The organism is Polaromonas sp. (assembly GCF_036676035.1).
GTDB lineage: Bacteria > Pseudomonadota > Gammaproteobacteria > Burkholderiales > Burkholderiaceae_C > Polaromonas.
The window spans coordinates 60,671-84,490 of sequence record NZ_JAKFDR010000070.1 but is presented as its reverse complement, the minus strand read 5'-3'; the positions used below and the strand labels follow the sequence as shown (position 1 = coordinate 84,490).

18 protein-coding genes are annotated in these 23,820 nt (G+C 64.8%); 5 read left to right on the top strand and 13 right to left on the bottom strand.

Annotated elements, in window-relative coordinates:
* Positions 1 to 140 precede the first annotated feature (140 nt).
* Positions 141 to 791: a cysteine hydrolase family protein gene (locus V6M61_RS11925; protein ID WP_332776790.1), complete on the top strand. Its 651-nt coding sequence runs from the start codon at positions 141 to 143 to the stop codon at positions 789 to 791.
* A gap of 64 nt (positions 792 to 855) precedes the next feature.
* Here the strand turns inward: V6M61_RS11925 and V6M61_RS11920 are convergent, their stop codons facing one another.
* Together V6M61_RS11920 and V6M61_RS11915 are read right to left on the bottom strand one after the other, a co-directional pair.
* A complete protein-coding gene (locus V6M61_RS11920; RefSeq protein WP_332776789.1) occupies positions 856 to 1,944 on the bottom strand; it encodes a lipocalin-like domain-containing protein in 1,089 nt (362 codons plus the stop codon).
* Between the two features lie 40 nt (positions 1,945 to 1,984).
* Complete coding sequence (locus V6M61_RS11915; protein WP_332776788.1) at positions 1,985 to 4,558, bottom strand: ABC transporter permease; 2,574 nt, start codon at positions 4,556 to 4,558, stop codon at positions 1,985 to 1,987.
* 90 nt (positions 4,559 to 4,648) lie between these two features.
* Here V6M61_RS11915 and V6M61_RS11910 point away from each other — a divergent pair, with 90 nt between their 5' ends.
* A complete protein-coding gene (locus tag V6M61_RS11910) occupies positions 4,649 to 5,623 on the top strand; it encodes a threo-3-hydroxy-L-aspartate ammonia-lyase (protein ID WP_332776787.1) in 975 nt (324 codons plus the stop codon).
* Here V6M61_RS11910 and phnD read toward each other — a convergent pair.
* From phnD to V6M61_RS11880, 6 genes are read right to left on the bottom strand one after another with little or no spacing between them, the layout of a single operon-like run.
* Complete coding sequence (gene phnD / locus V6M61_RS11905) at positions 5,620 to 6,621, bottom strand: phosphate/phosphite/phosphonate ABC transporter substrate-binding protein (RefSeq protein WP_332776786.1); 1,002 nt, start codon at positions 6,619 to 6,621, stop codon at positions 5,620 to 5,622. The two genes, V6M61_RS11910 and phnD, sit on opposite strands and share 4 nt — an antisense overlap.
* Positions 6,618 to 8,015 carry an FAD-dependent oxidoreductase gene (locus V6M61_RS11900; protein WP_332776785.1) on the bottom strand — a complete coding sequence of 466 codons (1,398 nt, stop codon included), beginning with the start codon at positions 8,013 to 8,015 and terminating at the stop codon, positions 6,618 to 6,620. The genes phnD and V6M61_RS11900 overlap by 4 nt, the downstream gene beginning before the upstream one ends.
* Positions 8,016 to 8,018: 3 nt before the next feature.
* On the bottom strand, positions 8,019 to 9,137 hold the full coding sequence (gene ald, locus V6M61_RS11895; protein WP_332776784.1) for an alanine dehydrogenase: 1,119 nt from the start codon (positions 9,135 to 9,137) through the stop codon (positions 8,019 to 8,021).
* A 51-nt stretch (positions 9,138 to 9,188) separates the two neighbouring features.
* The gene (gene phnY / locus V6M61_RS11890; RefSeq protein ID WP_332776783.1) at positions 9,189 to 10,643 is read right to left on the bottom strand and encodes a phosphonoacetaldehyde dehydrogenase; all 1,455 of its coding nucleotides are present in this window, start codon (positions 10,641 to 10,643) and stop codon (positions 9,189 to 9,191) included.
* Positions 10,644 to 10,654: 11 nt separating this feature from the next.
* Positions 10,655 to 11,881, bottom strand: a complete 1,227-nt coding sequence (gene phnA / locus V6M61_RS11885; RefSeq protein WP_332776782.1) for a phosphonoacetate hydrolase — start codon at positions 11,879 to 11,881, stop codon at positions 10,655 to 10,657.
* Positions 11,882 to 11,920: 39 nt separating this feature from the next.
* Positions 11,921 to 12,622 (bottom strand): phosphonate utilization associated transcriptional regulator, encoded by a 702-nt coding sequence (locus tag V6M61_RS11880; protein WP_332776781.1) that lies wholly within the window; start codon positions 12,620 to 12,622, stop codon positions 11,921 to 11,923.
* A 192-nt stretch (positions 12,623 to 12,814) separates the two neighbouring features.
* Here V6M61_RS11880 and V6M61_RS11875 point away from each other — a divergent pair, with 192 nt between their 5' ends.
* Genes V6M61_RS11875 through V6M61_RS11865 form a run of 3 tightly spaced genes read left to right on the top strand, consistent with a single transcriptional unit; the run spans position 12,815 to position 16,849 of the window.
* The gene (locus V6M61_RS11875) at positions 12,815 to 13,957 is read left to right on the top strand and encodes a putative 2-aminoethylphosphonate ABC transporter ATP-binding protein (RefSeq protein ID WP_332776796.1); all 1,143 of its coding nucleotides are present in this window, start codon (positions 12,815 to 12,817) and stop codon (positions 13,955 to 13,957) included.
* Positions 13,954 to 15,684: a putative 2-aminoethylphosphonate ABC transporter permease subunit gene (locus V6M61_RS11870; protein WP_332776780.1), complete on the top strand. Its 1,731-nt coding sequence runs from the start codon at positions 13,954 to 13,956 to the stop codon at positions 15,682 to 15,684. The genes V6M61_RS11875 and V6M61_RS11870 overlap by 4 nt, the downstream gene beginning before the upstream one ends.
* Positions 15,685 to 15,712: 28 nt before the next feature.
* Positions 15,713 to 16,849, top strand: a complete 1,137-nt coding sequence (locus V6M61_RS11865) for a 2-aminoethylphosphonate--pyruvate transaminase (RefSeq protein WP_332776779.1) — start codon at positions 15,713 to 15,715, stop codon at positions 16,847 to 16,849.
* On the opposite strand, the gene V6M61_RS11860 is transcribed toward V6M61_RS11865, so the two are convergent.
* From V6M61_RS11860 to mutL, 5 genes are all read right to left on the bottom strand, one after another.
* On the bottom strand, positions 16,846 to 17,490 hold the full coding sequence (locus V6M61_RS11860; RefSeq protein WP_332776778.1) for an ABC transporter ATP-binding protein: 645 nt from the start codon (positions 17,488 to 17,490) through the stop codon (positions 16,846 to 16,848). The genes V6M61_RS11865 and V6M61_RS11860 overlap by 4 nt on opposite strands.
* A gap of 135 nt (positions 17,491 to 17,625) precedes the next feature.
* A complete protein-coding gene (locus tag V6M61_RS11855) occupies positions 17,626 to 19,086 on the bottom strand; it encodes a mechanosensitive ion channel (protein ID WP_332776777.1) in 1,461 nt (486 codons plus the stop codon).
* Between the two features lie 390 nt (positions 19,087 to 19,476).
* On the bottom strand, positions 19,477 to 20,397 hold the full coding sequence (miaA, locus tag V6M61_RS11850; RefSeq protein WP_442957769.1) for a tRNA (adenosine(37)-N6)-dimethylallyltransferase MiaA: 921 nt from the start codon (positions 20,395 to 20,397) through the stop codon (positions 19,477 to 19,479).
* 220 nt (positions 20,398 to 20,617) lie between these two features.
* The gene (locus tag V6M61_RS11845) at positions 20,618 to 21,871 is read right to left on the bottom strand and encodes a multidrug effflux MFS transporter (RefSeq protein ID WP_332776775.1); all 1,254 of its coding nucleotides are present in this window, start codon (positions 21,869 to 21,871) and stop codon (positions 20,618 to 20,620) included.
* A gap of 7 nt (positions 21,872 to 21,878) precedes the next feature.
* On the bottom strand, positions 21,879 to 23,795 hold the full coding sequence (gene mutL, locus V6M61_RS11840) for a DNA mismatch repair endonuclease MutL (RefSeq protein ID WP_332776774.1): 1,917 nt from the start codon (positions 23,793 to 23,795) through the stop codon (positions 21,879 to 21,881).
* Between the last annotated feature and the right edge of the window lie 25 nt (positions 23,796 to 23,820).

Genomic DNA, 23,820 nt, shown 5'->3' with positions numbered 1-23,820 from the left:
GACGCTGGCCGAGGAAATGCTGATATAAACCAACCAGTTACGAAGAAAAGGAAGCTGTGAGCATGAGTGATCTGCCATGGTGTTCCGCAGGTTTGCGCTCTGTATCACATTAGGCCACCCCCCAGACAGGAGACGACGCAGTGGAGAAAGCTTACGGTTTGGAGATCCCTCAAAGCCTTGAGGAAGCCTGCGATTCGACCCGCACGGCCTTGCTCGTCTATGACATGCAAGTGGGCATCATCCGCCAGCTCAAGAATGGGGATGAAATCGTTACACGAGTCAAGACCGTGCTGGATGCGGCGCGCGCCGCGGGACTTCGGGTGTTTTTCATGCGCCACATGTCTTTGCCCAAGGAAGCCTCGGGCGTCTTTCAGTTGCGCATGGCGATGGCGTGGCAAAGAGTCAAGACAGTGGCTGAAGTAAAGCCGTGGTTCCTGCGCGACTCCCCGGGGTTTCAGCTGGTGCCGGAACTTGGCCCGCTATCGAGCGAAGTCGTCTTCGACAAGATCACGATGTCGGCGTTTGAGGGCACGCCGTTGGACATCGCGCTTCGCGATTGCGGCATCAATTCCTTCATCATCGTTGGCGTCGCCACGGAGATTGGCATTGAGCCAACGGTCCGGCATGCAGCCGACCTGGGTTACATCCCGATTGTGGTGACGGACGCCTGTGGCGCTGGTCATGCGCAAGCCGGGCAGCGCGCCTTGGAGAGCATGGAGTTTATTGGGGACGCGATATTGACCGACCTGCAAACGATCCAACAAGCTCTCAGCCGGAGGAAGCCGGCCTGACCAGCGGTTCAACCGGTCGCACAAGCAGCGGCGTTGGCACGCTATAAATCCAATTCCAAAAACGCTACATGCGCAGCGGCTGCGCATACCCCGTCATCTCCAGGTAGCCGCTGCCGACGCGTCTGCCCTTGCTGTCCATCAGTTCGCTCAAACCTTCCCAGTAAATCGCGCCGGTGGACTGGCGGCTGTCGAGTTCCTGGTTGTCGATCACGGCCCTGACGGTGTAAAAATCTGCCGGGGTGCGCACCAGCCATTCGACCGGGTAGGTGGTTTGTGTGAGCGGGCTTTTCCAGCTGCGCAGGGGCTTGAAAATCACTTCACCGCGGCTGAAGGTGTAGAGCTCATTCTTGGGTGACCTGAACGAGCCGCCATCCCACACCGCATTGCCGCTTTTATCGCGCAGCCTGAAAGCGGTGAGGGCGCTGCCGTCGTCGAGGTTCATGCCTATCCAGTCCCAGCCTGCAGCGTCGGGATGCAAGTACTCCTGGCTCCACTCATGGTCTAGCCAGGCTTTGCCGGTGACTTCAAAGCGGTGCCCTTTGATTTGCAGGCTGCCGGTGGTGGCGAGTTGCGGCTGGCTGTAGTAGTAGCTGGCCTGTTTTTCTTCCGGCCCTTTGCGCGACAAGCCTTGCTTGCCTTGCAGCAGTACGGTCTGCGTTTCATTGAATTGCAGCTTGAGGCCGAAGTCTGTGGCGGGCAGCTCTGCGGTGTAGCGCCCACCTTGCGCCTGCAATGACCAGTCGCGCAGCTTGATCTGCATGTCGTCCTGGCTTGCAAACGCCATGTCAAAGCCTTCGCGGGCGATGCGCTGGTCGTGCCAGAGTTTTTTGCCTTGCACATCGGTGATGGCGGCATGGGCAAACAGCAGTTGCCTGGCGGCGAATTTCGAGGCCATGCCTTGCGTGCCCTCGACCCGCGAGCGAAAAAACGTGAGCTGAAAACCGAATGGGCGCGTACCTGAAGTGGCGTGCCCGGTGATGTACCACCACTCGGTGCGAAAGTCGGGGTGCGAACCCCGGTCGCGCGGAAAGACCAGTGTTTTCGCCGGCAGTGCTTGAGCGGGCACATGAGCCGCCACGCCTGAAGCCCCGGCCACGCCAGCCAGCAGCACCTGGCGGCGGCTCAGGGTCGGGGCGCTTGAAAAAGAGGTCATGACGGGATTTTCGCCGCAAGACGGCAGTGAGCAGAGTTGACTACCAGTCTTCTTTGACAGCCCGTACGGCGTCTTTTCCCGCCGCCGCCCGTCCCGCCAGCCAGGCTGTCACCGTGCCCGCCAGCACCACGGCCACGCACAGCGCCAGCAAGCGCGCCCAGGGCACATTCAAGTCCATGGTCCAGTGAAAGCTCTGCGGGTTGACCACATGCACCAGCACGACGGAAACCGCCAGACCCAGCGCCAGGCCGGCGATGGCGCCTATGGCCGTCCACGCAGCACCTTCACCGGCCACCACCGCCAGAATTTGCCGGCGGGTCAGGCCCAGGTGGGCCAGCAGGCCAAACTCCTTGCGGCGCGCCAGCACCTGGGCGCTAAAGCTGGCGGCCACGCCAAACAGGCCAATCGCAATGGCGACGGCCTGCAGCCAGTAGGTCACGGCAAAGCTGCGGTCAAAAATCCTGAGCGATACCGCCCGGATCTGGCTGGGCGAGGCAAATTCAACCAGGCCGCCTGCGCCTGACTGCTGCTCGGCCACGCGGCGAATCGCCTGTTGCACCTCGCTGTCGCGCGCGCCGCCGCTGCTGTCCAGCCAAAGCGCCAGGTCATTGACCCGGCGGTCGCCGGTCAGGCGCTCAAAGTCGCGCTGGTCCATGGCGATGGCGCCAAACTGGCGGGCGTAGTCACGCCAGACGCCTGCCACATAGAATTCTGCTACTAAATCAATAGCTGTTGGCGCATGTTTTGTAAGGGCGAGAGCGCTAAATGATGTGGAAAGCGGTTTAAAAACCGTGCCGGGCCGTGCACCATGGAGATCGACCATGGGCTCGCTCACATAAATGCCAATCTGCCCCGCAGGCACGGGCAGCGGGCTGCCCACCAGCGGCAGCGTGCTTGCCGGGTCGCCCAGGGGCCGTGCGATCAGCGCCACGGCGGGCTGGCCTGGGTCCAGCAGCAGCTGGGTGAGGCGCAGGCTGCTCACGCGCTGCACGCCCGGCACCTGGGCCACGGCCTGCACAAACTCGGGTGTGAAATAAACCGTGTCGCTGGCTGCCGTGCTGCCGCTGGGCGTCGCGGCGCGCACGTACAGGTCGGCAGGCAGCACCACGTCCAGCCATTGCGTGACCGAGCCGCGAAAGCTGGTCACCATGACCGTGAGCGCCACCGCCAGGCTCAGCGAGGCCACCACACCGCTGACCGCCACGGCCGCGCTTTCACGCAGACGCCGTGCGCGCTCGACCGACAGCAGGGGCAGCAGGCGGTGTGCGACCAGCGGACTCAGGCGGTCGTACAGCAGGGCAATCAGCCAGGGCAGGGCGGTGATGCCCCCCACCAGCAACAGGCCCACGGAGACGTAAGCCGCCAGCGGCATGCCCCATACCGGTGGTATCAGCGCCAACAGGGCGCCGGCAGCTATCAAAATGATACTGATCCAGTGGGCCCGACCCGCCACCACCGTGCTGCCCAGGCCTTTGAGGGTTTGCGCCGGCGGCAGTTGTTGCGCGGCCCGCGCAGGCCACCAGCCGCCCACCCCGGCGGCCAGCACGCCCAGCGCGCCATACAGCAGGGCGGCGCCATGGCTCCATTGCAGCGCGGGCGCCACACCGGCAAAGTAGCCGCCGCCCAGATCACCGCCCAGCAGCCGCAAGGCCAGCGCGGCCAGCGCAGCCCCCAGGGCAATGCCTGCCAGGCTGCCCAGCAGACCGAGTGTCAGCGACTCAGCCAGCACCAGGCGCAGGCGCTCCCGCCCGGTCAGGCCCAGCACGCCGAGCAGCGCAAACTGCTGCGCCCGCTTGGCCACGCTGAGCGACAACACCGAAAACACCAGAAACGCACCGGTGAACAGCGCCACCAGCGCCAGCACGGTGAGGTTGACGCGGTAGGCGCGCGAGAGATTGCTCACGCGCTGGGCGGCGTCGCCGGGCTCGGTGGCGCTGATGTTGGGCGGCAATTGCAATGAGGCGATGAAAGCCGCGCGGTCAGCGCCGGCCTGCAGCCGCACATCAATGCGCGAAAGCTGGCCGATCTTGCCAAACAGCTCTTGCGCCGCGGCGATGTCCATGACGGCCAGCGCGCTGCCGCCGGCACTGACGGCGCCCGCCACTTTCACGGTCTGCAGCTGCAGGCCGCTTTGCAACTGCAGGCTGCCTTGTGCAAACGCTTGTCGCGCTGCCGCGTTGAGAAACACCGTGCCCGGCGCAAAGAATGTAAAGCGGTCGGCCTGGGCGACCGGTACCGGCATCAGTGCCGGGGCAACGGAAGCCACCACCAGCGCATCAACGCCCACGATGCGCAGGGGCACGCGCCTGGCCGTGCCGCTGCTGGCGTAGGTGCCAAGCTCCAGCACCGGGCTGGCTACCGCCACCAGGGGGTGGTTGGCGACGCGCGCGTACACCGCTTCATCAAAATTGCCCTGAACCGCGCGCAGCTCCAGGTCAGGTTGCCCGGAGACCGAGCGCACGGCCTGTGAAAACTCGGCCAAGGCCGAGGCATTGATCAGGTGCACCGAAAAAGCCAGCGCCACGCCCAGCATCACGGCCAGCGCGGCCGAGGCGTTGCGCCACGGGTGATAGCGCAGCTCCTGCCAGGAGAAGGTTTTAAGCAGCCGGATCATGGGGTGGAGGTGAGGAATGCCTCGTTGCTTCCTGTATAAATCGGACTAGCTTGCTTGCAACACACTTTAGCTTTGAACTGGACCTTGAACATGCTGACTTTGCCCACTTTTGACGATGTGATTGCCGCCGCCCGGCGGCTCGATGGCCACGCCCATCGCACGCCTGTGCTGCGTTCGCGCACAGCGGACGACAGGCTCAAGGCCAGTGTATTCTTTAAGTGCGAGAACTTTCAGCGCATGGGCGCCTTCAAGTTTCGCGGCGCCTTCAATGCGCTTTCCCGTTTCAGCGCCGGGCAGCGCAAGGCCGGGGTCGTCACCTTCTCATCCGGCAACCATGCGCAGGCCGTGGCCCTGTCGGCCCGCCTGCTGGGCATTCCCGCCGTGATCCTGATGCCACTGGACGCGCCGCAGGCCAAGGTGGACGCCACCCGGGGTTATGGCGGCGAGGTGATTTTGTTTGACCGCTTCAAGCAGGACCGCGAGGCCTTGACGCGCGAGATTGCCCAGGCGCGCGGCATGACGCTGATTCCGCCCTATGACCATCCCGACGTGATCGCCGGCCAGGGCACCGCTGCCAAGGAGCTGTTTGAAGAGGTGGGCGAACTCGATTATTTGTTCGTGTGCCTGGGCGGCGGCGGCCTGCTCAGCGGCTCGGCCCTGTCGGCACGCGCGCTGTCACCGGCCTGCAAGGTCTACGGGGTGGAGCCCGAGGCCGGCAACGACGGCCAGCAGTCGTTTCGCAGCGGCGCCATTGTCACCATTCCCACCCCCAAGACCATTGCCGACGGGGCGCAAACCCAGCACCTGGGCGAATACACCTTCGGGGTGATACGGCGCGATGTGGATGACGTGCTGACCGTCAGCGATGCGCAGCTGGTGCAGGCCATGCGCTTTTTTGCCGAGCGCATGAAGATGGTCGTGGAGCCCACCGGCTGCCTCGGTTTTGCGGCCACCTGCGAGGCCGGTTTGCCGATCGCGGGCCAGCGCGTGGGGGTGATCATCAGCGGCGGCAATGTGGACCTGCGCCGCTTTGGCGAGTTGATGGCCGAAGCGGTTGCTTATTAATTGGCGTCAAAGCGCGTGGCGTTCAGCATGGTGTCCAGGCGGGCTGCGCGTTTGGTCAGCTGGTCAACAACACCGGTGAAACTGCCGGCGCCGTTTGCGCTGCCTGCCATGGCCTTGGTCAGCGCATCAAACAGCTCCAGGTCCACAATCGGGCGCAGCTGGTGATTGGAGGAGGCGACGAAACCTGACAGCCCGTTGATGCTTTTGAGCGTGGCTTTTTCCGCCTCGGTTTTGCCGTAGGCGATGAAAAACTTCCTGATGCGTTGCTGCGTGACGGCCGGCAGGTCCTTGCGGTAGACCAGCGGGTCGTTGGGGATCAGGGGCGATTCCCAGATGACCTTGATCTGGGCGAACTTGTCGGGCAGTTCGGCCTGAAAGCGGGGCAGGTCTTCGGTGTTGTTGGTGCCCATGTCGGCCCGGCCTTCCGCCACTGCCAGGAAGTTCTCGCGATGCGTGCCATGTGTGACGCTTTTGAAATGCTTCGCCGGGTCGATCTTGGCCTTCTGGAACACGTAGTAGTAGGGCACCAGGTAACCTGAGGTGGAGTTCTTTGCGCCCAGGCCCAGGGTGTAGACACCCGCCTGGCCGAGGGCATCGCTGACGCTGCGGATGGGGCTGTTTTTCGGCACGATCAGCACCGACTTGTAGCCCCGGGTCTTGTCGAGCCTGACCATCTGGGCAAAGATTTGCGCCTGTTCGGTCTCTACCAGCTCGACCGCCAGCTTGTTGTTGATCCACGCAACCTGAATCTTGCCCTCCTTGATGCCTGTGGAAATGTCCGCGTAGTTCTTGGATGCCACCGCACGCACCGGCGTTTGAAGTTCCCTGGACAGTGTGTCCGTCAAGGGTTTCCAGATCTCCAGCGTTTGCTCCACGGTCGCGCCCGCCGCGATGATGCCCAGGGTGATTCCCGGGGTTTCCGCGGCACGGGCGAGGGGGAGCGCACCCAGCAGCGCAAGGCCCAGCGCGAGTGACAGGCTCCTGGCGCGCCGGATCATGCTTTGTCCGCCTTGCCCGCTGCGGCGGCGAAACGCGACAGCATCACGTCGGGCAGGAAGGGGCGGCGCCCCCGGTCTTCGGCGGCTTCCTTGCGCCGCACCGCGTTGCGCACGATCAGCGAGCCGACAAAGCGGATTGGCTCGGGCGGGAAGCGTCCGAGCGGGCCGCGGAACAGCGGGCTGCGCGTCCATTCGTTGTCCAGCTCCAGCGCCAGCGAGGACAGCAGCTCGCCGCCCATGCGGCTGGGGCCGACGCCGTTGCCCGAGTAGCCGAAGCCGTAAAACACGTCAGGGCGACCGCGCAGGCAGCCGAAGAAGGGCAGGCCGGTGACCGAGCGGTCGGAGGCGCCGTTCCAGCTGGCGGCGATCGGCGTGTCGGCCAGTTCCGGGATGAAGCCCCGTAGCCGCCCGGTCAGTTCCTCGCGGTAGGGCGAGGGCTGGTTGAACACTGGCAGCATGCGCCCGCCGTAGGCAAAGGTGTTGCCGCCCTTGCCAAACATCAGCCGGCCATCGACCGTGCTGCGGTAATAGTGCACGAAGATGCGCGAGTCGAGCACCGAGATGCCGCCATCGAGCCCCGAGGCCGCCAGCGGCTGGGCGGCCGGCTCGGTGATCACCATGTCGCTGGAGACAATGGCGATGCTGCGCTCGAACTCGCGGAAGCTGCCGGCCATCCAGGCGTTGATTGCAATCACCACGCGGTCGGCCGTTACCTTGCCGTGCGGCGTGCGAACCACGGGGGGCGAGCCGTCTTCCAGGCCCAGCATCGGCGTGCTTTCATGCAGCCGTACGCCCAGGCTGAGCGCCACCCGGCGCAGGCCGCGCACCAGCTGGCCCGGCTGCACCGTGGCCGCCAGCGGCGAATACCAGCCCTCGAGGTGGGCGTGCGAGCCGGCGCGGCGTTGCAGTTCTTCCTGTGGCAAGCGTTGCCAGGAGTAGATGCCGCGGGCTTCCAGTGCAGCGACCACGGCATCCGAGGTACCGACCTGCGCCTGCGAGGTCGCGGTGAACAGCGTGCCGTGGCGCCGCCATTCGCAGGCTATGTCGTGCTCCAGGCAGAAGGCCTCGATGTCGAGCAAGGCCTGCTCGGAGGCGCGCACCAGGCGTACCGCCTCGGTTTCGCCGAACAGGCGTTGCAGCGTAAAAAACTTGGTCGACCAGGTCAGCGCGCAGCCGCCGTTGCGGCCGCTGGCGCCACCGCCGCAGACATCGGCCTCAAGCACGACCACATCGAGCTCGGGCCTGGCCTTTTTCGCGAGGATGGCGGTCCACAGCCCGGTGAAGCCGCCGCCGATGATGCACAGCTGGGCGCGCGTGTCGCGTACCAGCGCTGGGGCGGGGCCGCCGTTTTCGGCGGCGAGCGCCTGCGACAGCCAGTAGGGGCGTTGTTCCATGGATCAGGATCCCAGCAAGGTCAGGGGGTCGTGGTAGGTGTAGTGCAGGTCGTTGGCCACTTCCCGGCAAGTCACCTTGCCGTCGGCCACGTTGAGGCCCATGCGCAGGTGGGCATCGTCTTTCAGCGCCTGCTGCCAGCCCTTGTTCGCCAGCGCCAGCACAAAGGGCAGGGTGGCGTTGTTGAGCGCGTAAGTGGAGGTGCGCGGCACGCCGCCCGGCATGTTCGCCACGCAGTAATGCACGACGCCGTCGACCACATAGGTCGGGTCTGCGTGGGTGGTGGCGTGCGAGGTTTCAAAGCAGCCGCCCTGGTCGATCGCGACGTCGACCACCACCGAGCCAGGTTTCATGCGTGACAGCATGGCCCGCGTGACCAGCTTGGGGGCCGCGGCGCCCGGGATCAGTACACCGCCTATCACCGCGTCGGCCGACAGCACCTGCTCTTCGATGTTGTCACGGTTGGAGAACAACGTGGTCACGCGCGCGCCCAGCAGCCGGTCCATACGGCGCAGCGCATCCAGGCTGCGGTCGATCACGACCACCTGGGCACCGGTGCCCACCGCCATTTGCGCCGCGTTGGAGCCGACGACGCCGGCGCCCAGGATCACGATCTTGGCCGGTGCCACGCCGGGCACGCCGCCCAGCAGAATGCCGCGCCCGCCATGGACTCGTTCCAGGCTGTGCGCCGCGGCCTGGATCGACATGCGGCCCGCGACTTCCGACATCGGCGCCAGCAGCGGCAAGCCACCGCCGGCCTGCGTCACGGTTTCGTAGGCGATGCAGATGGCACCGCTGTCGACCAGCTCCTTGCACTGCTGCGGATCGGGGGCCAAATGCAGGTAGGTGAACAGCAGCTGCCCGGGCCGAAGCTGCGCGCGCTCCTGGGCTTGCGGCTCCTTGACCTTGACCACCATGTCGGCCCGCGCGAACACTTCATCGGCGCCCTGGACGATGCCGGCACCCGCCAGTTCGTATTCGGTATCGGTGGCGCCTATGCCGGCGCCGGCGTTGCGCTCCACGATCACGCGATGGCCCGCCGACGTCAGCTCGCGCACCGACGAGGGTGTCAGGCCGACGCGGTATTCATGGTTCTTGATTTCCTTGGGGATTCCGATCAGCATGGTGCTTGTCTCCTGGGGTGAATGGGAGGGGATCAATGGTGGCAAGTCCTGTTACCAAGGCAGGGAATAGGTCTTGGTGTTGCAAAAGCTCTTCATCGCCTCGAGCACGCCTTCCTTGTAGCCCAGGCCCGAGTCCTTGATGCCGCCAAATGGCGTCATCTCGAGGCGGTAGCCCGGCACTTCGCGCACATTGACGCTGCCCACATGCAGCTCCTGCACGACGCGGGTGATGATGTCGAGCCGGTTGGTGCACAGCGATGAGGACAAACCATAGGCCGTGCCGTTGACGATCTGGATCGCTTCGTCCAGGGTCTTGAAGCGGATCACCGGCGACACCGGGCCGAAGGTCTCTTCCCGCACCACCGTCATCTCGGGCCGTACATGGTCGAGCACGGTGGGCGAGTACAGCGCGCCGCGCCGCACATTGCCCACCAGCAGCTTGGCGCCCTGGGCGATGGCTTCGTTGACGACTTTCTCGAAATGGATCGCGGCGGGCTCGTCAATCACCGTGCCCATGTCCATGGCCGGATCGAAGGGGTCGCCGTATTTCAGGGCCCTGGTTTTTTCCACCAGCAACTCGACGAAGCGGTCGGCTACGCTTGTCTGCACCAGCATGCGCTTGATCGCGGTGCAGCGCTGGCCCGAATTCTTGTAGGAGCCGCTCGCTGCCAGCGTGGCGGCTTCTTCAATGTCAGCGTCGTCCATGACGATGATGGGGTCGTTGCCGCCGAGTTCGAGGATCTGGCGCTTGTAGACCGCCTTGGCGGCGATGTACTTGCCGATCGCGACGCCGCCGGTGAAGGTGATTAGGTCGACATCGGGGCTGGTCAGCAGTTCGTCGGCGATTTCCGCAGGGTCGCCCGTTACCACCGACAGCATCTGCGGCGGCAGCCCGGCTTCGTACAGGATGTCGGCGATCAGGTAGGCGGCCAGCGGCGTCTTCTCGCTGGGCTTGAGCACCACGCGGTTGTTGGTGGCCACGGCCGGCGCGATCTTGTGAATGACCTGGTTGAGCGGGTGGTTGAACGGCGTGATCGCCGTGATCGCGCCCAGCAGCGGCTCTTTCATCGTGTAGACCTTGCGGCTCTTGCCATGGGCCGTGAGGTCGCAGGAGAACACCTGGCCGTCGTCGACCAGGGCCTGGTTGGCGGCGAACAGCATCACGTCGGAGGCGCGGCCCACTTCGTACTGCGTGTCTTTGAGGCACAGGCCAGATTCGAGCGTGATCAGGCGCGCGATCTCGTCGCGACGGGCCGCGACGATCTCGCCAGCCTTCATCAAAATCCGGTAGCGGTCGTGGCGGGTCAGCTTGGAGCGGTAGTCGCGGGCGATGCGCAGGGCGCGCTTCACATCGTCGAGCGTCGCTTTGGGCACGGTGGCGATGACGTCGCCGGTGTAAGGGTGTGTCACTTCGATCACACGGTCGCACGCAACCTTTTCGCCGGCAATGCGCAGCGACTCATGAATGACTGAACGGGGTTTGGCGGGGGCAAGGATGGCGGACATGATTTCTCCTGTTAGCGGGCCAGATTGAGTCCGAGATCGAAGGCGTCGAAATTGCGCCAGCGCCGGTCTGTGGCGGTCATCTGCACCTGACGATTGACCATCAGCGGCACTTTCTGTTCCGACACGCCGCCATGCGAGCGCAGCGGCACCTCGAGCCCCGACAGGTCGTGGCGATCGGCGTTGGTGCCTATCACCGTGTCCTGGCGCGATACCACGACGATGTCACCAATCCGGTCAAATGGCAACTCGAAGTGGTCGCAGGCCTCCAGGCGCGACAGCACCATTTCAATGCCCGGCAGCGCGGCAATGCGCTCGCGCAGCGCGCTGGCATCGACATCTTCGGGCACGTAGACCAGCGCGAACGAGCCCAGCGCGCCATGGTGCACGACATAGGGGTCGGTGATCGGCAGGATGACCCGTGTGCGGTCTTGCCCCAGCCAGCCGTCGAGCGTGTCCTGCAGGTAGATTACATTGGGCTGGCCGTCTTCGCCGTGCTTGTCGTTCATGCCGTGGTCGGCCGTGAGCACGATGGTCGCACCCAGCAGGTCGAGCTGGGCCAGGTTGCGGTCCATCATGGCGTAGAAATCGTTGGCCATGGTCGTGCCGGGCGCCGTCTTGTGCTGGATGTAGTCGGTGGTGGACAAATACATCAGGTCGGGACGCTCGCGCTCCATCAATTTCACCCCTGCCACGAACACGAATTCAGACAGTTCCGCACTGTACACCGAGGGCACGGGCATGCCGACCATCTCCAGCACGTTGGTGATGCCATTGTCGGCCAGCGTGACCTGGTCAGCCTTTTCCGACGAGAAGCAGATGCCCTTCATCTGGTGGCCCAGCAGCTTGCGCAGCTTGTCCTTGGCGGTGACGACCGCAACCTTCGCGCCCGCATCGGAGAAGGCCGCCAGAATCGTGCCGGCGCGCAGGTAACGCGGGTCGTTCATCATCACTTCTTCGCCGCGCTCGCGGTCGAAGAAGTAGTTGCCGCAGATGCCGTGCACCGAGGGCGGCGCGCCGGTCACGATGGACAGGTTGTTCGGGTTGGTGAAGCTCGGAATCACGCAGTCCGCCAGGTAGCAGGTGCCGTGCCCGGCCAGCAGCCGGCCGAGGAAGGGGGCCACGCCCGCGTCCACCGCCGCCGTGATGTACTCGTACTGGCAGCCATCCACGCAGACCACCACGACCGGATGGTCCATCCATTGGTAGCGCCTGTCATTAACTGTGATGTCGGATTTCATGGTGTTCCTCAGGGTGGATTGGGTTGACGGAGAGGGGGGTTACTTGCTGGCCGAACCCATGAAGGCCTTGTCGGCCGCCTTGTGCATGCGGGCCCGGCTGTCGGCCGCATGGGCGCGCAGCACGCGCCCGGCCTTGTCGGCGTCACGCGAGGCAATGGCCTTGATGATGGTTTTGTGCTCGGCATTGGACACAGCGAAACCGCCCCCCTCTTCCAGGGCGCGCAGGCGGAACAGCAGCAGCTCCTTGGTCAGGCGGCGGTAGGTTTCGCTGAGGCGCGAGTTGCCGACAAAGTCGACCAGCGCATCGTGGAATTCGAGGTTCAGGCCGTGGTAGCGCTTGATGTCCTTGCCGGCCATGGCGTCGTCCATCTCGTCCAGCAATACGTTCAACGCCTTCAGTTGCGGTGCGGTGATCTGCAGCGCAAGGCGGCGGCCTATCATTTCGTCCAGGGCCTCGCGCAAGTCGTAGATCTCGTCGGCTTCGGCCAGCGAGATCTCACGCACGAACACGCCTCGGTTTTTTTCCGAGCGCACCAGGCCGCATTCTTCCAGTGCGCGCAAGGCCTCGCGCACCGGGCCGCGGCTGGTGCCGAAACGGGTGGCGAGGTCGCTTTCATTGACGCGGGCTCCGACAGCCAGCTCGCTGCGCAGGATCATTTGCTCGATCTCGGCCTGCACCAGCGAGGGCAGCGAATTGGCCTGCAGCATCTGCAAGGGGGTGAGGGTGGGTGAATCGTTCATGAAAGTGCTCCGGATCTTTTTTTGATGATTGAATTAAATCATCCGAATTGAAAATTGTCAACAGTTGACATATTTCAGTTTGCAATCTACTATTTGTTGACGGCATCGCGAAATGAACCCAGGAGACAAGCGGGACGAACGCGCTGCGCGCCGCATACACGCACACAACTTCACGATGGGGCCCACATGGACATGAGACTACCGACGGAAATAGCGAGCTTCGCGTCACCGCAGCACAAGCAAGACATCGCACTGGCCATCGAGAGCGTGCACAAACGCTTCGACAAGTTCACGGTGCTCAAGCACATAGACCTGGAGGTCAAGCAAGGTGAAATGCTGTGCCTGCTGGGGCCCTCGGGTTGCGGCAAGACCACGCTGCTGCGCATCATCGCGGGCCTGGAAACGCAGACCAGCGGCCGCATCGTGCAAAACCAGCGCGACATCTCCTGGCTGCCGCCGGTCAAGCGCGACTACGGCATCGTGTTCCAGTCCTACGCACTGTTCCCCAATCTCACCATTGCCGGGAACGTGGCCTACGGCCTGGTGAACCGGAAAAAGTCGAAGGCCGAGATAGCAGCGCGCGTGGCCGAGCTGCTCAAGCTGGTCGGCCTGCCGACCTCGGGTGAGAAGTACCCGGCCCAGCTCTCGGGCGGGCAGCAGCAGCGTGTCGCGCTGGCGCGCGCGCTGGCCACCTCCCCGCGGCTGCTGCTGCTTGACGAGCCGCTGTCGGCGCTGGACGCGCTGGAGCGCATCCGGCTGCGCGGCGAGATTCGGCGGCTGCAGCAAAAGCTGGGCGTGACCACCATCATGGTGACGCACGACCAGGAAGAGGCGCTGTCCATGGCCGACCGTGTCGTGGTGATGAACCATGGTGTGATCGAGCAGGTCGGCACGCCGAACGACATTTACGAACGTCCGGCCACGCCTTTCGTGGCCGATTTTGTGGGCAAGGTCAATGTATTGCCCGCCGTTGCACTCGGGCAGGGGCGCTTTCGTGCCGGCCGCCTGGAGCTGCATTGCAGCGAGGAGCGCGGCGACTACGCGCCCGGGCAGGCGGTCAGGCTGTACCTGCGCCCGGAAGACCGGGCCGTGGGCCATGAGCGCGAAGGCCAGCCGAACCGCGTTCGGGGTGAGGTCCGCAAGGTCGAGTTCCTGGGCAGTTCCTGTCTCGCGGAAATGCAGATTGACGAGCTTGAAGGCCAGACGCTGCAGCTGTGCTTTTCGCTGAACCAGCTGCACGACCTGGGCGTGCAGGCCGGGGCAAGCATCGACCTGGCCCTGCGCAGCGAACGCATCCGGGTGTTTCCGGCGATGGCCGAAGGAGCCCGGCCATGAATACCGCCACGCACTCCCTGCCACCGCCTGCCGCGACAGCGCGCAGCCAGAGCCTGTCGCGCGAGGACCTCATTGCGCGCGGTGTGCTGGTTGCCGTGATGCTGTTCCTGGTGCTGTTCCTGCTGGCGCCCATGGCCGCTATCTTCGTGCGGGCCGTGCAGGACAACGACGGCAACTTCATCGGCTTCACCCACTTCGTCGACTACCTGAGCAGCCCGGCGCTGCTGAGCTCGGCCTGGAACTCGGTCTGGGTGGCCGGCGTGGTGGTGCTGATCTCGGTGCCGCTGGCCTTTACCTTCGCCTATGCGCTGACCCGCAGCTGCGCGCCGTTCAAGGGGACCTTCCGCCTGATTGCGCTGATCCCGCTGCTGGCACCCTCGCTGCTGTCGGCCATCGCCTTCATCCAGTGGTTCGGCAACCAGGGCGTGCTCAAGCCGGTGCTGGAGGTGATCGGACTGAATTCGATCTACGGCGCGCCCGGCATCATCCTGTCGGAGGTCTACAACACCTTCCCGCATGCGCTGATGATCCTGCTGACCGCGCTGTCGCTGGCCGACGGACGCCTGTACGAAGCGGCCGATTCGTTCGGCACCACGACCGTGCGCAAGTTCTTCACGATCACGCTGCCGTCCTGCAAGTACGGCCTGATCAGCGCCTCCACCGTGGTCTTCACCTACGTGATCAGCGACTTCGGCGCGCCCAAGGTCATAGGCGGCAATTTCAACGTGCTGTCGCTCGATGTCTTCAAGCAGGTGGTGGGCCAGCAGAACTTCGGCCGCGGCGCCGTGGTCGGCTTGCTGTTGCTGCTGCCTTCGATCGCCTCCTTCCTGATCGACAGCCGCGTGCGCCGCAAGCTGCGGGCCCAGCTGTCGGCGCGCTCCGTGCCCTACGCGGCCAAACCGCAGCGGGGTTTTGATGCGCTGATGACCGGCTACTGCGTGCTGGTGTGCGCCCTGCTGCTGGCGGTGGTGGGCATGGCGGTCTGGACCTCGTTCATCAAGCTCTGGCCTTACGATTTGAGTTTGAGCCTGCGCCATTACGAGTTCGCACTGGTCGATGGCGACCTGGCCTCGGCCTACACCAACAGCCTGAAGATGGCGTTGTGTGTGGCGTTTTTCGGCTCGCTCACGGTGTTCATAGGCGCCTACCTGACCGAGAAGACCCGCGGGCTGGAGCTGATCCGCCCGCTGATGCATCTGCTGGCCATGTTGTCCATGGCCGTGCCGGGCCTGGTGCTGGGCCTGGGCTACATCATGTTCTTCAACCACCCCAACAATCCGCTGAACTTCCTGTACTCCACCATGACCATCCTGGTGCTGTCGGTGATCGTGCACTACTATACCTCCAGCCATTTGACGGCGGTGACGGCGCTCAAGCAGATCGACAACGAGTTCGAGGCGGTGTCGGCCTCGCTCAAGGTGCCGTTCTACAAGACCTTTTTCCGCGTGACCTTGCCGGTGTGCCTGCCGGCCGTGCTGGACATTGCACGCTATTACTTCGTGGTCTCCATGGCCACGCTGTCGGGCGTGGTGTTCCTGTATTCGCCCGACACCATCCTGGCCGCGGTGGCGATCATGAACCTTGACGAAGCCGGCGACATCGGCCCTGCCGCCGCGCTGGCCAGCCTGACCGTGCTGACCTCGGTGATGGTGTGCCTGCTGTATGCACTCGCCACCCGTGTGCTGCTCAGAAAAACCCAGGCCTGGCGCAACGTCGCCCGGCACTGAAGCCTGATCCATCCTAAGGAGAGTTCCCATGACCACCGATACCGTCCTCTTGACCCCCGGTCCCCTGACCACCTCGGCGCGCACCAAGCAAAGCATGCTGCGCGACTGGGGCTCCTGGGACAGCGAGTTCAACCAGATCACCGCGCGCCTGCGCGAAGGCCTGCTGCGCATCGTGCACGGCGTGGGCACCCATGAGTGCGTGCCCCTGCAAGGCAGCGGCACCTTCTCGGTCGAGGCGGCCATCGGCACGCTGGTGCCGCCGGGCGAAAAAGGCGGCCATGTGCTGGTGCCGGTCAACGGCGCCTACTGCCAGCGCATCGCCAAGATCTGCAAGGTGCTGGGCCGCCAGCTCACCACCTTCGACTATGCCGAGGACGCGCAAATTCGCCCCGAGGACATAGACCGGCTGCTGACCAACGACCCTTCGATCACCCATGTGGCGCTGGTCCACTGCGAGACCAGCACCGGCATCCTGAACCCGCTGCACGAGATCGCGCTGGTGGTGCAGCGCCACGGCAAGGGCCTGATCATCGATGCCATGAGCTCGTTCGGCGCACTCGAGATCGACGCGCGCAAGACACCGTTCGACGCCGTGGTCGCCGCCTCGGGCAAATGCCTGGAAGGCGTGCCAGGCATGGGCTTTGTGCTGGCGCGCCGGGCCGCGCTGGAGCGCTGCGAAGGCAATTGTCATTCGTTGGCCATGGACCTGTACGACCAGTGGGTCTACATGAACAAGACCACGCAGTGGCGCTTCACGCCGCCCACCCATGTGGTGGCCGCGTTGGACACCGCACTGACGCAGTATTTCGAGGAAGGCGGCCTGGCCGCACGCGGCGGCGCCTATGCCAAGAACTGCCGCGAGCTGATAGCGGGCCTGGCCGGCCTGGGCCTGCGCAGCTTCCTGCCCACAGCCATCCAGGCGCCGATCATCGTGACCTTTCATGCGCCCGCCAGCCCGCGCTACGAGTTCAAGGCCTTCTACAACGCAGTCAAGCAGCGCGGCTACATCCTTTACCCCGGCAAGCTGACCACCGTGGAAACCTTCCGCGTCGGCTGCATGGGCCAACTCGGAGCGCGCGGCATGGCTGGCGCTGTCGAAGCCGTGCGTGATGCCTTGCAGGAAATGGGCATAGCGGTGCGCGAACCCGAAAGCAGCGCGGTCTAGGCCGAAATGCCGGTGCTGGTCAGATGCAGCACGCGGTCGGCGCGTGCTGCAGCCGTTTCAGAGTGCGTTACCAGCACCAGCGAGGCCTGCTGCTCGCGGGTCTGGCTGATCAGCACGTCCAGCACCTTGGCGGCGGTGCGGGGGTCGAGGTTGCCGGTGGGTTCATCGGCCAGCAGCAGGCCGGGGTTATGCACCAGGGCACGTGCAATCGCCACGCGCTGCAGCTGGCCGCCGCTCAGTTGCTGCGGCAAGCGGGCGCCCAGGCCCTGCAGACCGACGGCGGCCAGCATCTGCTGCACACGGGCATCGTCGTGCTGCTTGAGCAGCAGCAAGGGCAGGGCTACGTTCTGCGCCACGTCCAGATGCGGCAGTACATGAAAAGCCTGAAACACAAAGCCCACTTGCTGGCGGCGCAGCAGGGCGCGTGCGTCGTCACTCAAGGTGCCAAGGTCCACGCCATTCAAGGTGACCGAGCCTTTATCCCAGTTGTCGAGCCCGGCCATGCAATTGAGCAGGGTGGATTTACCCACGCCCGACTCGCCCACGATGGCAATGAATTCGCCGCGCGCCACATCGAGCGAGACTTGGGTGAAGACAACGGTATCCAGGTAACGTTTGGCGAGATCACGGACTTGCAGCATGACCCTATGCTACCCGCAGTGAACCGGGGTGAGAGCTCTTCCACCAGCCGGGGCCGCGGAACCGGCTTAGCCGGGCCGCAGGCGCAGCGCCCCCTCGGGGGGCAGAGAGCTACACGAAGTGAGCGAACGTGGGGGCTAATCCTTGCGCCAGCGCTCCAGCCAATGCGCCATCAGCTTGCCGGCGGCCTCGCGCCCGCCCAAGCCGAAGGACAGCGCCACGGCCACGGCCACCGCGCCCAGCGTGAGGCCGAAGGCCAGGTGCACGATCTCGTTGGCGATCCCCATGGCACGCAGGCCCATGGCGATGACCAGGCCCAGGATGGCGATGCGTGCCACGCCGGCCAGCCCGGCTGTGTCTTTGCCGCTGGCCTTGCGGATGGCGTTGAACGCGAGGTTGGAAATCCAGAAGCCGACGGCCAAAATGGCGCCGCCGAGCAGGATGTCGGCGCCGAACCGGATGAAGGAGGCGACCATCACCCGCACCTGGTCGAAGCCGAGCTGGCTGGCCGCTTCGGTGGCGGCAAACAGCATGGCGAAGAACATCAGCAGTATCGAGGCCAGGTGCGACGGCCGGGCGGCGCCCGACAGCACATGCTGCACGCCCAACTTCTGCGGCAGGTCGTCGGCCCCGCCGCTTTCCAGCAGGCTGGCGAGCAGGCGCGAGGCGAAGCGCGCCACATACCAGGTCAGCAGCAGGATCACCGACGCTGCCACGAGGCGCGGCACGGCGGCGAACATCAGGCCGAGCATTTGCGAGGCCGGGCGTGAAATGGCCTCGATCTTCAGTGCATCGAGCGCGGCGATCAGCGAAGGCACGAACACAAAGATGAATACCAGCGTGCCGGCCAGGGCGGACAGGCGGATGGAGCTGTCCAGCCCGATGTTCTGGTTGATGCGGTCGGCCCCGGCCGCGGCCAGCAGGTTGGCCACCAGGCCGCGCAGCACCCGGCCCACGATGTAGCCCACACCGGCTATCAGCAAGGCCGCGAATGCGCTGGGCACCATGCCCAGCAGCTGGTTGAGCATGATCGTTACCGGCTCCAGCAGGGCATTGAGCTGGAAGGCGTTGAGGATGGCCGGCAGGAGCATCAGGATGACCAGCCAGAACAACACATTGCCAACGTTTCGGCTCATCGGCGCCATGCCGGCTTCGCTGGCCAGCTTTTCATCAAGCGTTGTCACCGCCAGCGCGCGGGTGGCCAGCGCACGCAGCACGGTGGCGAGCAGCCAGGCCGCCAGCGACAGCAGCGAGCCGGCGAGCAGTTTGGGCAGGTAGCCGATGATGTCGCTCATCATGCTGGCGAAAGGGTTGATCAGCAGGGACAGGTCCAGCACATTGAGGACCGCGATCAGCGTGGCCAGCAACACCAGCCAGAACACGCCCGCGGCCACCGGGGACTCGGCGTCCAGCTGCACGCCCGAGCTTTCTTCGATGCGGGCATTGACTTTGAGCAGGTTCAGCAAACGCCGGATGGCCGCGCGTGCGGCGACGGCCAGCAGCCAGCCCAGCGCAAGAATGGCCACAGCGCCGAGAATTCTGGGGATGTGCGCGCCCAGGCTGGCTTGCAGGGCGGTGACAAAGGTCGACAGATCCATGATGCGCTCTCCTTTTGTTATGAAAACTTGAGGCAGGCGAGACGGGCGCGTTTAAAGCGCGCTCCATTTTTGCATCGATGGCTATTCTTATCAAGCCGGAGCCGGCCGACAGCCTCCTAACCCCAGTACCGTTCAGTTAAGCCGTTCACCCTGAGCTTGTCGAAGGGTCTGGTCGCAGGTCAACAGGGCTTCGACCCTTCGACAAGCTCAGGACAGGCCAAGCTCAGCCTGAACGGAGTGTGGTGACTAACTGAACTGTATTGCTCCTAGCCCCAATACACGTCACTTAACCGCTCGCCCTGAGCTTGTCGAAGGGTCGTCACAGTGCAAACAGGCTTCGACAAGCTCAGCCCGAACGGGGTGGTAACGCTTAAATGACCAGCATTGCTCCTAGCCCAGGAGTTGCACGATCTTTTGCAGAATGAGCGTTAAGGGCTGCGCCCCATCGCAGGCCACCACGTGGCGATGAGGCATGGAACGCAGCCAGGTGAGCTGGCGTTTGGCCAGTTGGCGCGTGGCAAAAATACCCTTGTCGCGCAACTCGTTTATCGGGAAGCTGCCGCCAAGGCCGCGCGCCTCGTGCGCATCCAACGCATCCAGCAATTCCCAGGCCTGGCGATAACCCACACAGCGCATGGAGGGCAGATCGGCCGTCAGGTCGCCGCGGGCCCGCAAGGCTTTGACTTCGTCGATAAAACCTGCGGCCAGCATGGCATCAAAGCGCTGCGCAATGCGCTCGTGCAGCCAGCTTCTGGCCTCGGGTTCCAAAGAAATAAGGGCTGTAGCGTCCGTATAACGTCCATGAGATGCTATGTTTTTTATAGCGGATTTGCTGTGGAACGAGGTCATGGTCCGGCCCGACACCCGGAACACCTCCAGCGCGCGCGAGATGCGCTGCGAGTCATTGACTTGCAGCCGAGCCGCCGTCACGGGGTCGATCTGCGCCAGCTCCGCGTGCAGGGCCGGCCAGCCCCTGGCCTGCGCCTCGGCCGCCAGTGCAGCGCGGATGGCCGGATCGGCCTTGGGCATGTCGTCCAGTCCGTCGAACAAGGCCTTGAAATAAAGCATGGTGCCGCCCACCAGCAGCGCCAGCTTGCCGCGCGCATTGACCTCGGCGATCAGGCGCTGGGCGTCGGTCACGAACTCGGCAGCGCTGTAGGCCTGCAGCGGGTCACGGATGTTGATCAAATGGTGCGGCACGGCGGCCAGCTCGGCGGGTGTGGGCTTGGCCGTGCCAATGTCCATGCCGCGGTAGACCAGGGCTGAATCGACGCTGATGATTTCAACCGGATATTGCTGGGCAATGGCCATGGCCGCTGCGGTTTTGCCGGAGGCCGTGGGCCCGGCCAGAGCAATATAACGTGCCCCCACGCTTGCCACTTCGTGTGCTGCGCTGGACGTGCCACTGCGAGACGCAGCGGCTCTTCCGTCCGTCCAAGCCTGCGCAGGCAGGCTTGGAGCCGCGGACGTCAGCCCCTCGGGGGCTGAACTTGCTTGGGGCGGCCCTGCGCTGCGTTCGTTGGCCATGTCGTCAGGGTTTTGCAGGGAGAACATGCGCAGGCTCTCCATATTTCTGCACCAGGGTCCAGGCGGTCAGCGCGATGCACACACTCCAGAACCATACGCCATGGGTCAGAGGCAGGACGGTGCCGTCCATGTGGGTGCCCAGCCAGCCGCCCATGGCAAAGGCTGCCACCATCATCAAAAACCCGTTGAGTGCCGAAGCCGCCCCTGCGGACTGGGGGAAGGGTCCGACCGCACCGCTCTGGCCGCAAGGCTGGTGCACGCCATGGCCGAGCATGAACAGATACATGGGCCCCATGATGGCCCAGACCTCATGCAGGCCCGCCAGCGCCAGCACGCCCATGGCGGTGCCGCCCGTCAGGGTGAGCCCCGCCGCTATGGCCACCGAGCGGCGCACGCCAAAGCGGGGCAACAGGCGTCGGCACAGGATGGTGCCCGTGATGTAGACAATCGATGTGGAGAACATGATCAGGCCGTACTGCGTTCTGCTCAAGCCCAGCACCTTGATGAACACGAAAGACGACGAGGCCAGAAACGTGAACAGCCCGCCATAGGACGAGGTGGAGAGCGCCGAGTAGGCCAGAAACGTGGGGTTGCGCACAATGGCCAGCCAGGTGCGCAGCAGCGTGGCGGCTTGCAGGGCTTTCGGGTTTTTCTGCGGCAGGGTTTCTTCAAAGCGCAGCGCCAGCATGGCCAGCGTGGCCGCACCGAACACGGCCAGCGCCAGCAGCGCCACCCGCCAGCTGAACAGCTCTGTCAGCAGGCCGCCCAGCGGCGCGCTCAGGCAGGCAATCACACCCAGGCCGGTCAGGCCCTTGGACATGACCCGCGCACCCATCTGCGGGGTGTACAGGTCCCGCACGATGGCACGCGCGCACATGACGGAGGCCCCCATGGCCGCGCCCTGCACGACGCGCCACACAATCAGCAGCGCCATGGACGGCGCAAACGCACTGGCCACCGAAGCCACGGTGTAGGCCGCCAGCCCCCACAGCAGGATGGGGCGCCGGCCCAAACGGTCTGACAGCGGGCCCCAGATCAGCTGCGACAGGCCAAACGCCAGCAGCAGGGCGCTCAGCGTGAGCTGGGCCTGCGTCATGGGTGCGCCAAAGCCTTCGGTGAGCGCCGGCAAGGCGGGCAGGTAAAGGTCGGTGGTGATCGGCTGTATGCCCAGCAGCAGCGACAGCACCAGCACGATCAGGCCGGGTGACATGGCCGATGCGCTGGTGGCGGGCGGTGCGGACGAAGAGGCTGATGGCATGGGGTCGTCAGCGCCCGCGCATGAACAGCGCATCCAGCTCTTTGATCGTCACTTGCCGCCAGGTGGGGCGGCCATGGTTGCATTGGTCGGAGCGCTCGGTGGCTTCCATCTGGCGCAGCAGGGCGTTCATTTCGTCAAGGGTCAGCTTGCGGTTGGCGCGCACGGCGCCGTGGCAGGCCATGGTGGACAGCAGCTCGTTCCGGGCGCGCTGGATCACGGTGCTGGCATCAATCTGCGCCAGCTCGCCCAGCACGCTGCGGGCCAGTTCCACGGCATCACCATTAACCAGGCTGGTGGGCACGGCGCGCACTGCCAGTGTTTTGGGTGAAAAGGCCGTGATCTCCAGCCCCAGCATTTGGAGTGTTTCGGCACTGGCTTCGGCGGTGGCGGCCTCTTGCGGTGTGGCGGCAAACGTGGCCGGAATCAGCAGGGGCTGGCTGGCGATGCTGGCAGTGTCCATTTGCGTTTTCAGGCGCTCGTAAACAATGCGCTCATGGGCCGCGTGCATGTCGACAATCACCAGGCCCTGAGTGTTCTCGGCCAGGATGTAAATGCCTTGCAGCTGGGCCACCGCGCGGCCCAGGGGCCAATCGCCGGGCGGCAGTTCGGCAGCAAGCGTTCGCCCTGAGCTTGTCGAAGCCTCTGCCGCGCGAAGCCCTTCGGCAAGCTCAGGGCGAACGGAGGGCTGCGCCGGCCACATGGCTTCAAAGTCGGAAGCGTGGGGGCCCTGTTTAGCTACAAAATTGATAGCTGGTTGCGCCCATTTATTGGGGGCGTAAGCCTGATTTGACTCAAGAAATCCGTTGGCAGGCCGGTTCACGGTGGCCTCGGTGGCTCCGGCGTCCTGGCTCGCTTGCGCCGGCATGCCAGAACGTGGGGCGGCCAGTGCATTCTCGGTCGCATGGCGCACGGCCTGGTGCACTTCGCGGCTGTCCCGAAAGCGCACCTCGATCTTGGTGGGGTGCACGTTCACGTCGACGCGCGCGGGGTCAATCTCGATATACAGGGCATACACCGGCTGGCGATGGCCGTGCAGCACGTCTTCGTAGGCGCTGCGGGCCGCATGCGTGAGCACCTTGTCGCGCACGTAGCGGCCGTTGACGTAGGCAAACTGCTGGTCGGCGCGCGAGCGGGCAGCATCCGGGATGCCGGCGCGACCCCAGACACGCACGGCAGGCAAGCCGTCGGCACGCCGGGCGGCGCTTTCGTAGTTGACGGCCACCGACTGCTCGACAAAATCGCTGCCCAGCACGTCGCTCAGTCGCTGATCGTGGGCCGATTCGCCGCTGCCGGGGCGCCACTGCTCCACCAGCTTGCCTTCGTGCCAGATCGCAAAGCCTGCGTCAGGGCGCACCAGGGCGTGGCGGCGCACGGCCTCAATGCAATGGGCCAGCTCGGTGGCATCGGTTTTTAAAAATTTCCGGCGGGCCGGTGTGGCGTAAAACAGTTCGCGCACCTCCACCGTGGTGCCGCGTGCGCGCGCCGCAGGTTTTAGCTCACCGGTGCGGCCATCGAGTTGCCAGGCGTGGTCAGCTTCATCCGTCCTCGACAGCAGGCTCATGTCGGCAATGGAGTTGATGGCGGCCAGGGCTTCACCCCGAAAGCCCATGGTGCCCACGGCTTCCAGGTCCTGCAGCGAGGCAATCTTGCTGGTGGCGTGGCGGCGCAGCGCGACCGGCAGCTCTTCGCGCGGGATGCCCTGGCCATCGTCTTCCACCAGAATCAGCCGCACACCGCCCGCCAGCAGGCGCACCGTGACTTGCGTGGCACCTGCATCGAGCGCATTGTCGACCAGCTCGCGCACCACCGAGGCCGGGCGTTCCACCACCTCGCCCGCTGCGATCTGGCTGATCAGCTCATCAGGCAGTTCGCGGATGGGTTTGCGGGCGATGGAGGGAGCTGGGGAAGAGGGCAGGGCGCTCATGGTTGCAGTCATTTTAGGGGGCTGG

Coding starts and splice junctions, on each gene's coding strand:
- V6M61_RS11915 (WP_332776788.1), bottom strand. CDS start 4,558: ATGATCCGGCTGCTTAAAACCTTCTCCTGGCAGGAGCTGCGCTATCAC.
- V6M61_RS11900 (WP_332776785.1), bottom strand. CDS start 8,015: ATGGAACAACGCCCCTACTGGCTGTCGCAGGCGCTCGCCGCCGAAAAC.
- ald (WP_332776784.1), bottom strand. CDS start 9,137: ATGCTGATCGGAATCCCCAAGGAAATCAAGAACCATGAATACCGCGTC.
- V6M61_RS11870 (WP_332776780.1), top strand. CDS start 13,954: ATGAATACCGCCACGCACTCCCTGCCACCGCCTGCCGCGACAGCGCGC.
- V6M61_RS11875 (WP_332776796.1), top strand. CDS start 12,815: ATGAGACTACCGACGGAAATAGCGAGCTTCGCGTCACCGCAGCACAAG.
- V6M61_RS11865 (WP_332776779.1), top strand. CDS start 15,713: ATGACCACCGATACCGTCCTCTTGACCCCCGGTCCCCTGACCACCTCG.
- miaA (WP_442957769.1), bottom strand. CDS start 20,397: ATGGCCATTGCCCAGCAATATCCGGTTGAAATCATCAGCGTCGATTCA.
- V6M61_RS11855 (WP_332776777.1), bottom strand. CDS start 19,086: ATGGATCTGTCGACCTTTGTCACCGCCCTGCAAGCCAGCCTGGGCGCG.
- mutL (WP_332776774.1), bottom strand. CDS start 23,795: ATGAGCGCCCTGCCCTCTTCCCCAGCTCCCTCCATCGCCCGCAAACCC.
- V6M61_RS11860 (WP_332776778.1), bottom strand. CDS start 17,490: ATGCTGCAAGTCCGTGATCTCGCCAAACGTTACCTGGATACCGTTGTC.
- V6M61_RS11920 (WP_332776789.1), bottom strand. CDS start 1,944: ATGACCTCTTTTTCAAGCGCCCCGACCCTGAGCCGCCGCCAGGTGCTG.
- phnY (WP_332776783.1), bottom strand. CDS start 10,643: ATGTCCGCCATCCTTGCCCCCGCCAAACCCCGTTCAGTCATTCATGAG.
- V6M61_RS11910 (WP_332776787.1), top strand. CDS start 4,649: ATGCTGACTTTGCCCACTTTTGACGATGTGATTGCCGCCGCCCGGCGG.
- phnD (WP_332776786.1), bottom strand. CDS start 6,621: ATGATCCGGCGCGCCAGGAGCCTGTCACTCGCGCTGGGCCTTGCGCTG.
- V6M61_RS11845 (WP_332776775.1), bottom strand. CDS start 21,871: ATGCCATCAGCCTCTTCGTCCGCACCGCCCGCCACCAGCGCATCGGCC.
- phnA (WP_332776782.1), bottom strand. CDS start 11,881: ATGAAATCCGACATCACAGTTAATGACAGGCGCTACCAATGGATGGAC.
- V6M61_RS11880 (WP_332776781.1), bottom strand. CDS start 12,622: ATGAACGATTCACCCACCCTCACCCCCTTGCAGATGCTGCAGGCCAAT.